This is a genomic window from Pannonibacter carbonis (assembly GCF_003012935.1).
In the GTDB taxonomy this organism is placed as follows: Bacteria; Pseudomonadota; Alphaproteobacteria; order Rhizobiales; family Stappiaceae; genus Pannonibacter; species Pannonibacter carbonis.
On record NZ_PUDR01000002.1, the window covers coordinates 214,748 to 229,726 of the forward strand.

Here is a 14,979-nt window from a genome sequence, read left to right on the forward strand (position 1 = left end):
CCGATGAACACGCGCCTTGTTGTTACTCTTCTTGCCGTCACATCGCTGGCAAGCACCGCGACCCCGGCACTTGCCGCTCAGGATGTCGGTGTGGCTGCGGCTGTCAACCGCGAGGCGCAGGGCACGCCGCCTGGCCGCCCGACGCGAACGATCATCCTTGGCAACAACATCATCTTCAAGGAGCGCATCGAGACCGGCGGATCCGGCCTCGTTCAGGTGCTGCTGGTGGATGGTTCGACCTTTACCGTCGGGGCCAACTCCGATCTGGTCATCGATGAGTTCGTCTATGACCCGGCAGCAGGCACTGGGAAACTGGTAGCCTCTTTCGGCAAGGGCGTGGCGCGCTTTGTCGGCGGCAAGCTGTCCAAGGGCCCGGACGGGGTGAATGTCAGGACGCCCGTCGGCACCATCGGCATTCGCGGTGGCATCGCCAACATGGATGTGCGCGGCGATGGAGCAACCTTCTCGCTGATCTACGGCAAGGAACTGACTTTTGTCGGCCGAAATGGCGGCCGCGAACGTGTCTATGAGGCCGGCTATACGATTGCGGTCGGGGACAACGGCCAGGGCAGCGCGGTGCGGCGCACCACCCGTGCCGACCTTGGTGGCATCCAGAATGCCCTGGGGGGGCGGTCCGGACAAAATGGCGGCATCCCGAAACCGCCGACCGATACTCAGGTTGCCAATTCCGGCATCCAGGCGGTCAACTCCGGGCTGGGCGTGGTGCGGGCAGTGCCTGTGCCCAAGCCGCAGGTAGTGCGGGCGACTGAACTGGAACAGATCGAGCCTCGACTGGTCCAGGTGGCCCAACTTGATAAACTGCCGGATGGCAAGCCGGGTCCAGTGCCTACACCGACGCCGGACCCGGGACCAAATCCGACGCCTGACCCGATCCCTACGCCGGATCCCACGCCGATTCCGGATCCGGTGCCGGATCCGAATGAGCCGATCAAGCCGGAGCCGACCCCGGATCCCACGCCAACACCGACGCCTACACCGACGCCGACGCCGAGCACGCAGGATGTGCAGGCACGGGCGTTGTTTGCCAGCCCTGGCTTCTATGAAGTGCCGGGCGGCTCGGTGATCGTCTCCAACCCGGGTGCACAAGGCATCATCGGCAACAATGGCTCGACAACGCAGGATGTAACGCTGACCCTGCAGTCGAACGGCAATGCTGCGATGTCTGGCGGCGTCACGACCGATGGCGCGATCCTGCGCGGCACGGCCAATGGCGAGCAGATGTCCGTGCCGGTGCCCACGTCCAGTGGCATGCATTACTTCCTGTCGGCCATCACCAGCAGCGGCAAGCACTTCGGCGCCCTGTCGATCGACAGCGTCCCGGTCCTGCCGACGATTGATGCATCGACACAGGGCACAATCACCCACATTGGACGGGGCGCCTATTACCGCGGGGCGCATAATTTCTTTGCGCTCGCCTATCAGTCGGCGGACACGCCGGAAACCACGCCGACATTTGAAGGAGATCTGGGCGATATCCGCTTCCTGTTTGGCGGAACGCCGACGAGCTTTTCGTCAATGGTCGTGACAAGCAGCACGCCGAAGCTGCGGACATATACGCTGGAAGGCGACATGCAGCAGGCCATCCGCTTTGGTGAGGATGAGGGAGGCGGGGAGCTCCAGATTCGCGGTTCAGACGCCCTGTTCATGAACCCGGTTGCAACTGAAGCGCTCGGTCGCAATTTTATGTCCGCAGTCCGCAGCAGCGGACTGACCGTGCTCGATGGAACAGGGTCGTCTGCGACCACGCGGCCGCTGGGACTGGCGTCGTCCTTCCTGATCGACGGCCAGGGCAGTTCGCAGAAGTCCCTGGTCAGTTTGTTCGCGGGTGAGGTCTTCGACGATACGGTGTCGCTTAAGCTGCAGGGACAGCGGCGTGGCGGCTACCGGTCAGGCAGCGCCAACAGTTCAGCCAATTTCTCGGGCCGGATCAGGTCTGTGGCTGGCCCTGACGGGGCGCAAGCCTTTGGCAACAACGCGCAAAACTTTATCTTGAGCGCGGACCTGGGCAATGAACCCTATCATGACAGCTTTGCGGTGGTGCCCACGGGCATCACGCCGCCAAAGCAGGTTTCAAGCTCGATGCATATCGCCAACCTGCAATCGTCGGTGGACAGCACCGGCCTGACCCGTACCAGTCGCGGCATCTCAGGATATGCTGCCGGCGTGCTGCAGCAGCCGAATGGCGTCGGCGGCCTGAAGACGACGGCGCTGGCCACGCGGCATCCGATGGAAATGTCGGTCGAGTTTGACGCAGCCCGCAAATCGGTCAATGCCGAAATGCGGCTGACCGAGACCGGGTATCAGGATGATCCGGACAGCAGCACCGACCAGGCCATGTCCATGGACATCAGTTTCGGCGATGAATCTGCTGCCGTAGAAGATCCGCGCCGGTCGGTGTTCATCGACGATGACCGTTATGCGGCGCTTGAGAGCAACTCCAGCTACAGCACGCCCACAATCGAGGACAATGACGGCAACACCGCCTATGGGACAAAGGCAACCAGCTATTTCCTGCCCTCCACCATGGTGGCCAATGGCGATGCCGGCTTGTTTGCCGCCGGTCAAAAGTGCACCTGCGCTTTCCTCGAATGGGGCTATTGGGGCACAAGCGTCGCAACGCCAGGCGCCAGCGCCGGAGATCCGGATGTTCTGAACCAGGTGCATCTGGGAACCTGGGCAGCCGGGCGCATCCTCGGGCCAGGGGACATGCCGACAACCGGCACGGCCAGCTATTCCGGCCATGCGGTCGGATCGGTGGTCAATGGCGGGGCGCAGTATCTGGCGGCAGGCGATTTCAGCATGTCGGTGGACTTTGCCGCACGCACGGGAAATGCAGCAATCTCCAACTTTGACGGCCGCAATTTCTCCTCCGCCCTGACAGCCGGCAGCCTGTACGACGACAAGAACCGGATGACCGGTCTGATCACCGACGGTGCGACAATGACCGGCAGTTTTGGCGCGTCATTGGTCGAGGGGCCGAACAGCCCTGTAGAGGGCGTTGTCGGCGGCTTTTCGGCGTTTGATGGCGCCTGGAGCGCCACCGGCGTGGTTGTCGGCCAGCAGCCGTAAAGGCAGCCGGCCAGGGGCAAAACCGGCTTGAGACAGGGCGTCGCGGCCTGTCTCAGCTTTGACGCTAAGCTTTTGAGGACACGAACTAAACTGTCCCACGGGCAGGGTCTGAGAAAGAGTTTTCCCCAGGCTGAAAAGTTTTGCCGGGGTGCTGGACAAGGGGGATTTTGTCTCCTATAAGACGCGGGCTTCCGGCGGTTGCGGCCACGGACAGCGACTTGAAGAAGTGCCCAGATAGCTCAGTTGGTAGAGCAGCGGATTGAAAATCCGCGTGTCGCTGGTTCGATTCCGGCTCTGGGCACCATTTCCCTTTTCCCCACATATCCTCATCAGTCTGCATCAGTCCTCACGGGTCTTGTAACCCTATGGGGATATTGATGTTTTTGAAGCGGCCTGGCCTCCCGCCTGTCTTCGAGCTGCGTCAGGTTGAGTGCCGGACGCCCCTGCCCGTGGTCGCCTGATAGCGTCCCGGCCGGTGGTTGAAGGCGAGCACGAGATTGACGAGGATGCCGGTCAGGACGGACCAGGCGAGGTTCACCGGGGTCAGCACAAAGGCGGAGGCAAGAAGGACGCTGAGGTCCAGCGCCATCTGCACGTAGCCTGCGCGCAGGCCAAACCGGTTCTGCAGGAAAAGCACGAGGATGTTGAAGCCGCCGAGCGCCGTGCCATGGCGGAACAGCATCAGGAGCCCGGTGCCGGTGAGGCCGCCGCCCATGATGGCGGCAAACAGCGGGTGGATGTCGCTGATCACGATCCAGGACGAGATTGCCCGGGCCAGCAGGGACACCATGGCCACGGCCAGCAGGCTGCGCAGGGTGAAGGGCCAGCCAAGCACCTTCGGCGCGAAGATGAAGAAGGGCAGGTTGACGAGGGCAAAAAAGATCCAGAAGCCGGTGCCGGTCACATATTGCAGCAGCAAGGCAACGCCCGCGAGACCGCCGGTCAGCAGTTGGGCCTTCGCGCAGATCAGCATGCCGAAGGCAACGAACAGCGTGCCCATGACAAGAGCGAAGACATCTTCATGCGAGCCGTGGCGGGTGGTGTCGTTGGGTGTGCTCATGCAACTGCGATCCGGAACTGTGGAGACGTCAGAAAATCTGATGCCGCTTCTCCACTTCAATCGTGCCCGGGACCAAAAGAAAAGCGCCAAGGCGCCGCATACGTGTTTGTGCTGTGCGCTGCAACATTTGTCTGACACAGTCCGGCTGATAGGGTCAGCCGCGCCTTCAGTGCCCGGGCTGGAGCTGTTGCGGAGGCCAAATGACCCTTGCTGCCCATTCCAAAACTCCGATTGTCGTGCTGGAAAACCTCTCCTCTGGTGAGGCGGGCCTTCATGCAGCAGACGTTGACCGCCGGCTGGCAGAGCATGGGCCGAACCGCCTGCCACAGGCTCCCAAGCGCTCGGCGTTGCGGCGGTTTCTGGCCCAGTTCCACAATATCCTGATCTATGTCCTGCTCGCCTCCGCGGTGATTACGGCTGGGCTCGGGCATTTCATCGATTCTGCCGTGATCCTGGCGGTCGTCGTCGTCAACGCGGCCATCGGCTTCCTGCAGGAGGGCAAGGCCGAGCAGGCCATGGCGGCGATCCGTGACCTGCTGGCGCCCAAGGCATCCGTGATGCGTGACGGCATGCGCCAGACCATTGCCAGCGAAACCCTTGTGCCTGGCGACATCGTGCTGCTGGAAGCTGGCGACAAGGTGCCGGCGGATCTGCGGCTGTTATGGGCGGGGCGGCTGCAGATCGACGAGGCGCTGCTGACGGGCGAGTCGCTGCCCGTGGAAAAGGGCATTGCCCAGGTGGCGGCGGACGCCGCACTCGGCGATCGCAGTTGCATGGCCTACAGCGGCACGATGGTGACACAGGGCACGGCCGGCGGTGTGGTGGTGGCGACCGGCAAGCACTCCGAGATCGGCCGGATCAGCCGGATGCTGTCCTCGGTCGAAACGCTGACGACGCCCCTTGTTGTGCAGATGGACCTGTTCGCACGCTGGCTCACCTTTTTCATCCTGGCGGTGGCCGCGCTGATCCTGGGCTTTGGTTCGCTGGTCCTGAACTACGATTTCACTGAGCTGTTCATGGCTGTTGTCGGCCTGTCGGTTGCGGCGATCCCGGAAGGCTTGCCGGCCGTGCTGACGATCACGCTGGCGGTTGGCGTCAAGGCCATGGCGCGGCGCAATGCCATCGTCCGCCGGTTGCCGGCGATCGAGACGCTAGGTGCCGTTTCGGTCATCTGTACGGACAAGACCGGCACACTGACGCGCAACGAGATGATGGTGGCGAGTGTGGCCGTGGGCCGCGATGTGTTCAGTCTTGGCGGTGATGGCTACGCCCCGGATGGCGCGATCCATCTCGGCGACCAGAGCCAGGAGGCGCGCGATCACCGGCTGCTGCTGGATCTGGCCGAGGTGGCAGCGCTGTGCAATGACGCGGCGATCCGGCAGGTGAACGGAACCTGGCGCGTGGAAGGCGACCCGATGGAGGGGGCGCTGCTTGCCTTTGCCGGCAAGGCGGGGCTGGAACCACAGGCCAGTCAGCAAGGCTGGCAGCGGTTGCGCGTGGTGCCGTTCGACGCCCGGCATCGCTACATGGCGACGCTCGATCAGCCTCAGGCCAACCAGCCGGTGCTGCATCTGAAGGGCGCGCCCGAGGCCATTCTGGCGCTCTGCCGCCATGAACGGACTGCCGCTGGCGAAAACGTTCCACTGGAGGAAGCCTACTGGCATCAGGTGGCCAATCTGCTGGCCGCACGGGGTGAGCGCGTTCTGGCACTCGCCAGCCGGAGCGGGCTGACGGTGACTGCCGAGCTGGATCAGACGGATCTGCTGCAAGGGGCGGATCTGATCGGCCTTGTTGGCCTGATCGATCCCCCGAGACCGGAGGCCGTGGCTGCCGTGGCCGAATGCCGGGCGGCGGGCATTTCGGTCAAGATGATCACCGGAGATCATGCCGTCACCGCGTCAGCCATCGGCCGCCAGGTCGGGTTGGGGCATCCGGACCGGGTGCTGACCGGGGCCGATCTGGACCGGATGAGCGAGCCGGAGATTGCCGCCGCCGTGCTGGAGACGGATGTGTTTGCCCGCACGAGCCCGGGGCATAAGCTCGCGCTGGTAAAGGCGCTGCAGGCGCATGGATTGACCGTGGCCATGACCGGCGACGGCGTCAATGACGCGCCGGCGCTGAAACGCGCCGATGCCGGGATCGCCATGGGGCAGAAGGGCAGCGAGGCGACGCGGGAGGCGGCAGAGCTGGTGCTCGCCGACGACAACTTTGCGTCGATTGTCGTTGCGGTGCGCGAGGGGCGCACGGTCTATGACAACATCAAGAAGGTGATTGCCTGGAACCTGCCGACCAGCACGGGCGAAGCCCTGACCATCGTCGTTGCCCTGTTGGCTGGCCTGACCCTGCCGGTGACTGCCGTGCAGGTGCTCTGGGTCAATCTGATCACTGCCGTGACGCTGGGTCTGGCTCTGGCCTTCGAGCCGACCGAAACAGGCACGATGGCCCGGCCACCGCGACCGCGTCACGAGCCGATCATCAATGGCCGGCTGATCTGGCACATCCTGTTCGTGTCCGGCCTGATGCTGGCCGGTGTGTTCGGCATCTTCACCTATGCCATTCGGCAGGGCTACTCGATCGAGCTGGCCCGGACGCTCGCCGTCAACACGCTGGTCGCGATGGAAGTGTTCCACCTGTTCAACGTGCGCAACCTGCATGGCACCTCGCTCACCTGGACGGCGGTCCGGGGAATGCGGGTGATCTGGTGGACAATTGCGCTGGTCACGGTCGCCCAGTTCGCGATCACCTATCTGCCGCCGCTGCAGGCGGTGTTCGGCACCGCGCCGGTGCCGTTCCTTGATGGGGTTCTGGTGGTTGGTCTGGGCGTTGCCCTGTTCGTGCTGGTCGAGCTGGAAAAGCAGATCCGCTTTGCCTTGCGTCCTCTGGTTGGTGGGATGGTGCGCAAGGCGTGATCCCGGCTACGGATTGGCACCAGTCCATTGCAGCACTGGAATTGTCCGTCCGGTCGGTCTATGAATTTGTCCTGCAGTCTGGGTCGACGGCAGGTTGACAGGCCAACCGGCTCTCCCTAGCGTGCAGATAATATTTTAAACTTAAACCTTCTCTCGGAGAGCAGCAGGTTTATGGGGGAGTGAAGACGCCGATGACCGAGCCGCAAAGCGCCCACGCCGATGTCGTGACCCTGACACGGGAGGGTGATCTCGCCCTTGTGACGCTGAACAATCCACCCGTGAACGCGCTGAGCACGGCGCTGCGGGCCGGCATTGTCGCAGCGCTCGCCGAGGCTGCTGCCGACCCGGCGGTCAAAGGCATCGTGATGACGGGGGCCGGACGCGGTTTCTGCGCCGGGGCCGACATCACCGAGTTCGGCAAGCCGCCGCGCGAGCCGTTCCTGCCCGATGTCATTGCCGCCATCGAGGCCTGCCCGAAGCCGGTCGTTGCCGCGATCCACGGACCGGCGCTGGGCGGCGGGCTGGAAGTGGCGCTGGGCGCCCATGCCCGCGTCGCCGCGCCGTCCGCGAAGATGGGCCTGCCGGAGGTGAAGCTCGGCCTGATCCCCGGTGCCGGCGGCACCCAGCGCCTGCCGCGCCTGATCGGTCCGGCGGCAGCGGTGAAGCTCATTGTCTCGGGCGAGCCGGTGGGCGACGCCGAGGCGCTGAAGCTCGGCATCGTCACCGAGGTAGCCGAGGATGTGGTGGCCGCCGCCTGCGCCCTGGCGCGGCAGATGATCGCCTCCGGCGTGGCGCCGGTGGGTCTCTCAAAGGACGAAGCACGGCTCGAGGCGGCGCGGGCCGGGCGCGATGCGTTCGAGGCAGCAGCAGCCGAGGTGCTGAAGGGCGCGCGCGGGGCGGAAGCCCCGGCGGCTTGCGTCGCGGCCGTGCGCAACAGTCTGGATCTCGACATCGAGGCGGGCATGAAGGCGGAGCGCGCCGCATTCCTGTCGCTGGTGGCCGGAGACCAGTCGAAGGCGCTGCGCCATGCCTTCTTCGCCGAAAAGGCGGCGGCCAAGATCGACGGCCTGCCGGCTGATGCGGTGGCCCGTCCGGTGCGTTCGGTTGCGGTGATCGGCGCGGGCACCATGGGCGGCGGCATTGCCATGGCCTTTGCCAATGCCGGCTATCCGGTGACCCTGATCGAGACCAGCGCCGAGGCGCTGGCGCGCGGACAGGGCAACATCGAAAAGAACTATGCCTCCACCGTCGCGCGCGGCCGGATGAGCGAGGCCGAGAAGGGCGAGCGGATCGCCCGCATCACCGGCTCGCTGGATCTGGCCTCCGTGGCAAATGTCGATCTCATCGTCGAGGCGGTGTTCGAGGACATGGGCGTGAAGAAGACGCTGATGGCCGATCTCGACCGGCTGGCCGGGCCGGACGCGATCCTGGCGACCAACACCTCCTATCTCGACGTGAACGAGATTGCCTCGGCTACCTCCCGTCCCGAGGCGGTGGTCGGCATGCACTTCTTCTCGCCGGCCAACATCATGAAGCTCTTGGAAGTGGTGCGGGCTGCGAAGACAGCGCCGGACGTGCTGCTGGCCGCCGTCGAGGTGGGCCGCAAGCTCGGCAAGATCCCGGTGGTGGTCGGTGTCTGCAACGGCTTCGTCGGCAACCGCATCCTCCGGGCGCAGCGCAACGATCTGGAGGCGCTGCTGGTCGAGGGCGCGAGCCCGGCCGAGGTGGACGCGGCCTGGAGCGGCTTCGGCTTCCCGATGGGCCCCTTTGCCATGCTGGATCTCGCCGGCCTCGACATTTCCTGGCGCGCCCGCAAGGCGCTCGGCCAGACGGCAGAGATCGCCGATCACCTGTGCGAACAGGGCCGCTTCGGCCAGAAGACCGGGCGCGGCTTCTACCGCTACGAGCCGGGCGAGCGCAAGCCGCTGGCCGACAGCGAGGTCGAGGACCTGGCCAAGGCGATTGCCGCGCGCGAGGGCATCACCCGGCGCAGCATCCCGGCTGCGGAGATCGTCGAGCGGCTGCTCTATCCGATGATCAACGAGGGCGCGCGCATCCTGGAAGAGGGCATCGCCCAGCGGCCCGGCGACATCGACGTGATCTGGATCTTCGGCTACGGCTTTCCAGCCTGGCGCGGTGGCCCGATGCACGCGGCCGGCAGCATCGGCCTTGCCAAGATCCGCGACGGCCTGCAGGCCCGCTTCGAGCAGAGCGGCCGGGCGGAGTTCAAGCCGGCGGCGCTGCTGGAACGGCTGGCCGCAGAAGGGGGCAGCTTCGCGGGGTGACGTTGAGCCTGGGCAGTTCGCATATGTGGCCGGACGAAAACTGAGGGCTCTCCGCTCCCCTCCCCCTCGTGGGGAGGGGTTTGGGGGTGGGGGGCGGGACTTGAAACCAGGGTATTTGCTTTCCTGACTAGGCTTTCATCAGACCCCTACGACCTAACGGCCTCCCGAGCCCCCCACCCCTTACCCCTCCCCACGAGGGGGAGGGGAGCTGAGAGGCGGAGTGCGCCTTGTACTTTGCACTTTGCTCCTGTGATCCCTGATCAGCGCCGTACAGGGCGCAGTGGCTCTCCGGTCCCGGGTCTTCGCTGCGCTTCGCCCGGGATGACGCTGAATAGTTTAATGCTGCTCGCCGGCCCTCCGGTGAAATGCGCATAAGGGCAAATCGTCACAAACCGGTTGCTGCGGTGCAATAAGCTCGTCTGTGTTCGGTTCGTCCGTTCCGACACAGGGGAGTGCCAGAGATGTTTGATCTCACCGGTCAGAAAGCGCTGATTGTCGGCGTCGCCAACGACCAGTCCATCGCCTACGGGATTGCCGCGGCGTTGCGCCGCCAGGGCGCGGACCTGGCCATTACCTATCTGAATGAAAAGGCCGAGCCGCATGTGCGGCCGCTGGCCGAAGCGCTGGGCGCCGAGATCATCGCGCCGCTGGACGTGCGCAACGGCGACGACACCGATGCGCTGTTTGCCGAAATCGCCAGCCGCTGGGGCCGTCTCGATACGCTGGTCCACTCCATCGCCTTCTGCCCCAAGGACGATCTGCATGGCCGGGTGATCGATTGCTCCGCCGAAGGCTTCGGCCTTGCCATGGACATTTCCGTGCATTCCTTCCTGCGCCTGATCCGCAAGTCAGAACCGCTGATGCAGGACGGGGGCACCTGTATGACCGTGTCCTTCTATGGCGCGGAAAAGGTGGTCGAGCACTACAACGTCATGGGCCCGGTGAAGGCCGCGCTGGAAGCGGTGACACGCTATGCGGCCGCAGAACTCGGCCCGAAGCGGATCTCGGTGCATGCGCTGTCGCCCGGACCGCTGAAGACCCGCGCAGCCTCCGGCATCGCCGAGTTTGACGATCTGCTCAACGCGGCGGCCGAGCGCGCGCCGACGCATCTGCTGGCCACCATCGAGGACGTTGGCGCCTATGCCGCCTTCCTCGCCAGCCGTGAGGCCGCCAACGTTACGGGCGGCGTCCATGCCATCGACGGCGGTTACAGCATCATCGGCTGAAGGGAACTCCCATGAGCAACATTTTCGATGCCCTGAACACGCCGAACGGCGATCTGCTGAAGTCCCTGCAGGACGCGACCGCCTGGTCGCCGAGCGAGCGGATGAAGGTGTTCACCGCCCAGTTTGCCGAATTCTCAGCGATGAGCGAGATGATGCTGCGCGGCACGTCGCGCCATCTCGACGCGATGGCGCGCACGCACAACGCCCGCACCCGCAAGAGCCTCGACAACCTCACCAAGCTGGCGACAGACCTCACTGCCCGGCAGGCCGAGGGCACACTGGCCGATGACGTGAAGGCCTATGTCACCGATGCCAGCCAGCGCATGGTGCTGATGCTCGACACGCTGCGCCAGCGCGGCGACATCTTCCTGAAGCATGAGGCCGAGGGCTGCCCTCCGGTGCTGATCTATGACCACGAGGTGGTTGTCGACGGCAAGGACCTGCCGCATCCCTGCAACTACATGCTGCTGCGCATCCTGCCGCCGGCTGGCGTGACCATCGATCCGGCCAAGCGGCCCTATATCATCATTGATCCGCGCGCCGGCCACGGTGCCGGCATCGGCGGGTTCAAGACCGACAGCCAGGTCGGTGTAGCGCTGAAGGAAGGCTATCCGGTCTATTTCGTCGCCTTCCGCCGCGCGCCAGAGAAAGGCCAGACGCTGGCCGACGTGACACGGGCCGAAGCGGAGTTCGTGCGCGAGGTGACGCGCCGCCACCCGGAGGCCCCGCGTCCGGTGGTGATTGGCAACTGTCAGGGCGGCTGGGCGACCCTGCTGCTGGCGGCGTCCAATCCGGACCTGACCGGCCCGATTGTGCTGAATGGCGCGCCGGTCGACACCTGGTCCGGTCTCGTCGGTGGCCATCCGATGCGCTACAACGCCGGCGTTCTGGGCGGCACGATGATGCCGATGATCCTGGCGGACATCGGACATGGCGTCTTCGACGGCGCGCATCTCGTCTCCAACTTCGAACTGCTCAACCCGGCCCGGACGTTGTTCCGCAAATACGTCGACCTTTACGCCCAGGTGGACACGGAAGCCCCGCGCTTCCTCGAGTTCGAGACCTGGTGGGGCGGCTATTTCCTGCTGAACGAGGCCGAGATCCGCTGGATCGTCGAACAGCTCTTCGTCGGCAACCGGCTGGCGCGCAACGAGGCGCGGATCGAGCCGGGCCGCAATGTGGACCTGAAGGCAATCCGCGCGCCGATCATCGTGTTCGCCAGCCATGGCGACAACATCACCCCGCCGCAGCAGGCGCTGAACTGGATCATCGACACTTATTCCGATGTCAGCGAGATTCAGATCCGCGGCCAGCGCATCCTCTACATGGTGCATGACCAGGTCGGGCATCTCGGCATCTTCGTGTCTTCCTCTATTGCCAAGAAAGAGCACAGCGAGATGGCCTCGACGATGAAGACCATCGAGGCGCTGGCTCCCGGTCTCTACGAGATGAAGATCGACAATTATTCCGGCGAGGTGATGAACCGCACCTTCACCGTCTCGTTCCACGAGCGGACGCTGGATGACATTCTGGCGCTGGATGATGGCCGTGATGACGAGACGCCCTTTGCGGCCGTCGCCCGCTGGTCGGAGCAGCAGGCCGAGGTCTATGACACGGCGATCCGTCCCTTTGTACAGGCCGGTGTGACAGAAGCCAGCGCGGAAGCCGGCCGGGTGCTGCATCCGCTGCGGCTGCAGCGCGCGGCCTTCTCCAGCCGCAATCCGCTGGTGCAGCCGCTGCAGCAGATGGCCGAGAAGGTAAAGGCGGAACGCGCGCCGGCACCGGCCAGCAATCCGCTGGTCGAGCTGGAGCGGCTGAGCGCCGACCTGATCGAGCAGTCCATCGACATGGTCCGCGACCTGCGCGACACCTGGTACGAGATGGCCTTCTTCGGCATCTGGGGCACCCCCTGGGCGCGCTGGTATGGCCGCGGCCACGTGCGTCCGCGCACGCTCAAGCGTACTGACGAACTCAGGGCCTTGCCGGTTGTGCAATCGGCCCTGCGCCGCGTGGAGGAAGGCGGCTTCGTCGAGGCGGTCATCCGCATGCTGGTGCTGCTGGCGGAATCGCGCGGCAATGTGCGCCGCGACCGTCTGGAACGCTCGGCCCATGTGCTGACCGAGGACGAGCCGTTCCGCTCGCTCAGCGCCGAGGAGCGCGCGATCATCATCCACGAACAGACGCTGATTGTGGAATTCGACCGCAACGGCGCTCTGGCAGCCTTGCCGAAGCTGCTGAAGACCCGCGAGGAGCGTGATCTTGCCGCCCGCGTGGTGCAGTATGTCCCTGGCGCCATTGACGAAATGGCCCCGCACACGCTGGACATGCTGCAAAAGTTTCACGACATCCTCGACCTGCCGCCAATTTCCGGCGACGTGACCGAGGATCCGCTGGACAGGAAGGCGCTGAGCGGCCCGGCCGAGGTGATGGTGGCGGCGAAGTAAGGTCGCGCGGCGGGGCGGTGGGCCTTGGTTGGGCGGGGCTGTCGTCCCTGAAATCCGACATCCGTTCGATGTGAAGGACTGGGCTCAGACAGTTCAACCTTGTCGCTGCCTCTCCGCTCCCCTCCCCCTCGTGGGGAGGGGTTTGGGGGTGGGGGGAACCGACGTAAACCCAAGCTATAGACGTTCCTGACAAGGCGCAGTTCGGATGCCTTGTGATCTGACGACCTCCCGTGCCCCCCACCCCTTACCCCTCCCCACGAGGGGGAGGGGGGCTGCGAGGCCTCGACACCGTCTGACCGCTCATGAGATTGCACGGCCGCAAGGGGGCAGGGGGCTTGCCTCAGTTCTGGACTGAGGCGGTCCTACGCCCGGTTCTGGCCCGAGCGGTGGGCCCAGCCGGTCATGCGCATTTCCAGGAGTGCCATCAGCGCATACATGACGATGCCGAGGACCGCGAGTGCGACGAGGCCGGCCCAGACCAGCGGCACGTTGAACTGCGACTGCGCCGCCAGCATCATGTGACCGAGGCCGGAGTTGGCGGCGACGTTCTCCGAGATCACCGAGCCGACGAAGGCGAGCGTGATGGCGATCTTCAGCGAGCCGAAGAAATAGGGCATCGAGCGGGGAATGCCGACCTTGAGCATGATGTCGAGCTTCTTTGCCCCCAGTGCCCGCAGCACGTCCTCCATTTCCGGCTCGATGGTGGCAAGGCCGGTGGCCACATTCACCACGATCGGGAAGAAGGCGATCAGGAAAGCGGTAAGCACTGCGGGAATGGTGCCAATGCCGAACCAGATGACGAGGATCGGCACCACGGCCACCTTCGGGACCGAGTTGAAGCCGATCATCAACGGATAGAGCCCGGCGTAGATGGCACGGCTCCAGCCGACGGCCAGACCCAGCAGCAGGCCGCCGACGACCGCCATGGCAAAGCCGAGGACGGTGGTGAACAGCGTCTGCAGCGCGTTCTTCCAGATCGCCGGCCAATATTGGTAGGTCGCAACAGCGATGTCGGACGGGGCCGGAAGAATGTAGACCGGCAGCTTGAGGGCGGCGACGGCCAGTTCCCAGACCGCGAAGAGGCCGAAGGTCCAGAGGAACGGGGCAGCCTTGATCCAGCGGTCACTCATGCGGCAGCCCTCGCTTCGGCAATGTAACCGCGCAGCTCGTGCACGATGTCGTTGAAGCCCGCTTCATAGGTCAGGTCGATCGGGCGCGGGCGGGGGAAGTCGATGTGCCGTTCCATGATCACCTTGCCGGGCCGGGCGCTCATGACGAAGATACGGTCGGCGAGATAGACGGCTTCGCGCAGGTCATGGGTGACGAGGATGGTGGTGAAGCCCTTTTCCGCATGCAGGTCACGCATGACTTGCCACAGTTCCTCGCGGGTGAAGGCATCGAGCGCGCCGAAGGGCTCGTCCAGCATCAGGAGGGCCGGGTCATGCACCAGGGCGCGGCAGAGGTTGGCGCGCTGCTGCATGCCGCCGGAGAGCTGCCAGGGGAACTTCTGGCCGAAGCCCTTGAGCCCGACCAGGGCGAGAAGATCTTCCGCCTTTTTCAGATAGGCCTCGCGCTCGCGCTTCAGGCGGCTGCGATGCGGCTGAACGATCTCAAGCGGCAGCATGACGTTGTCGAGCGTCGTGCGCCAGGGCAGCATGGAAGGGTTCTGGAACGCCATGCCGGCGATGGACACCGGGCCGGCCACTTCCTTGCCCGCCACCTCGACCGTGCCGGCCTGGGGGCGCATGAGCCCCGTCGCCAGCTTCATCAGGGTGGACTTGCCACAGCCGGACGGGCCGACCACGGCAGCAAATTCGCCCTTGTTGACGGCCATCGTCAGGCCATCGAGGGCGAGGGTACCGTCAGCCGTGCCGCCATAGGTGAGCCGCACGCCGCGCAAATCGACAAATCCGGTCACTGCCCCTCCGGTCGGATCTTCTTGAACTCAAAAAGCCCCTCCCGGCG

General features: G+C 65.0%; 8 protein-coding genes and 1 tRNA gene. 6 read left to right on the forward strand and 3 right to left on the reverse strand.

The window, feature by feature from the left end; all coding sequences use genetic code 11:
* The first annotated feature begins 3 nt into the window (after positions 1–3).
* Both C8348_RS03210 and C8348_RS03215 read left to right on the forward strand, forming a co-directional pair.
* Positions 4–3,090 (forward strand): FecR family protein, encoded by a 3,087-nt coding sequence (locus C8348_RS03210; protein WP_106751825.1) that lies wholly within the window; start codon positions 4–6, stop codon positions 3,088–3,090.
* A gap of 228 nt (positions 3,091–3,318) precedes the next feature.
* Positions 3,319–3,394 (forward strand) — tRNA-Phe (locus C8348_RS03215).
* A 117-nt stretch (positions 3,395–3,511) separates the two neighbouring features.
* On the opposite strand, the gene C8348_RS03220 is transcribed toward C8348_RS03215, so the two are convergent.
* Entirely contained in the window at positions 3,512–4,150 is a 639-nt protein-coding gene (locus C8348_RS03220) for a YitT family protein (protein ID WP_106751826.1), read from the reverse strand.
* A gap of 200 nt (positions 4,151–4,350) precedes the next feature.
* Between C8348_RS03220 and C8348_RS03225 the strand changes: the two genes are divergently transcribed.
* From C8348_RS03225 to C8348_RS03240, 4 genes are all read left to right on the forward strand, one after another.
* Complete coding sequence (locus C8348_RS03225; protein WP_106751827.1) at positions 4,351–7,059, forward strand: cation-transporting P-type ATPase; 2,709 nt, start codon at positions 4,351–4,353, stop codon at positions 7,057–7,059.
* Positions 7,060–7,250: 191 nt separating this feature from the next.
* The gene (locus C8348_RS03230; protein WP_106751828.1) at positions 7,251–9,344 is read left to right on the forward strand and encodes a 3-hydroxyacyl-CoA dehydrogenase NAD-binding domain-containing protein; all 2,094 of its coding nucleotides are present in this window, start codon (positions 7,251–7,253) and stop codon (positions 9,342–9,344) included.
* 461 nt (positions 9,345–9,805) lie between these two features.
* Entirely contained in the window at positions 9,806–10,570 is a 765-nt protein-coding gene (gene fabI, locus C8348_RS03235; RefSeq protein WP_106751829.1) for an enoyl-ACP reductase FabI, read from the forward strand.
* Between the two features lie 11 nt (positions 10,571–10,581).
* Positions 10,582–13,014 carry a DUF3141 domain-containing protein gene (locus C8348_RS03240; RefSeq protein WP_106751830.1) on the forward strand — a complete coding sequence of 811 codons (2,433 nt, stop codon included), beginning with the start codon at positions 10,582–10,584 and terminating at the stop codon, positions 13,012–13,014.
* 362 nt (positions 13,015–13,376) lie between these two features.
* On the opposite strand, the gene C8348_RS03245 is transcribed toward C8348_RS03240, so the two are convergent.
* Together C8348_RS03245 and C8348_RS03250 are read right to left on the reverse strand one after the other, a co-directional pair.
* On the reverse strand, positions 13,377–14,144 hold the full coding sequence (locus C8348_RS03245) for an ABC transporter permease (protein WP_106751831.1): 768 nt from the start codon (positions 14,142–14,144) through the stop codon (positions 13,377–13,379).
* Entirely contained in the window at positions 14,141–14,932 is a 792-nt protein-coding gene (locus C8348_RS03250; RefSeq protein WP_106751832.1) for an ABC transporter ATP-binding protein, read from the reverse strand. The genes C8348_RS03245 and C8348_RS03250 overlap by 4 nt, the downstream gene beginning before the upstream one ends.
* Between the last annotated feature and the right edge of the window lie 47 nt (positions 14,933–14,979).

Bases quoted from the DNA above. Each gene is read 5' to 3' on its own strand.
- C8348_RS03245 (WP_106751831.1), bottom strand. From the start codon at position 14,144: ATGAGTGACCGCTGGATCAAGGCTGCCCCGTTCCTCTGGACCTTCGGC.
- fabI (WP_106751829.1), top strand. From the start codon at position 9,806: ATGTTTGATCTCACCGGTCAGAAAGCGCTGATTGTCGGCGTCGCCAAC.
- C8348_RS03230 (WP_106751828.1), top strand. From the start codon at position 7,251: ATGACCGAGCCGCAAAGCGCCCACGCCGATGTCGTGACCCTGACACGG.
- C8348_RS03210 (WP_106751825.1), top strand. From the start codon at position 4: ATGAACACGCGCCTTGTTGTTACTCTTCTTGCCGTCACATCGCTGGCA.
- C8348_RS03240 (WP_106751830.1), top strand. From the start codon at position 10,582: ATGAGCAACATTTTCGATGCCCTGAACACGCCGAACGGCGATCTGCTG.
- C8348_RS03220 (WP_106751826.1), bottom strand. From the start codon at position 4,150: ATGAGCACACCCAACGACACCACCCGCCACGGCTCGCATGAAGATGTC.
- C8348_RS03225 (WP_106751827.1), top strand. From the start codon at position 4,351: ATGACCCTTGCTGCCCATTCCAAAACTCCGATTGTCGTGCTGGAAAAC.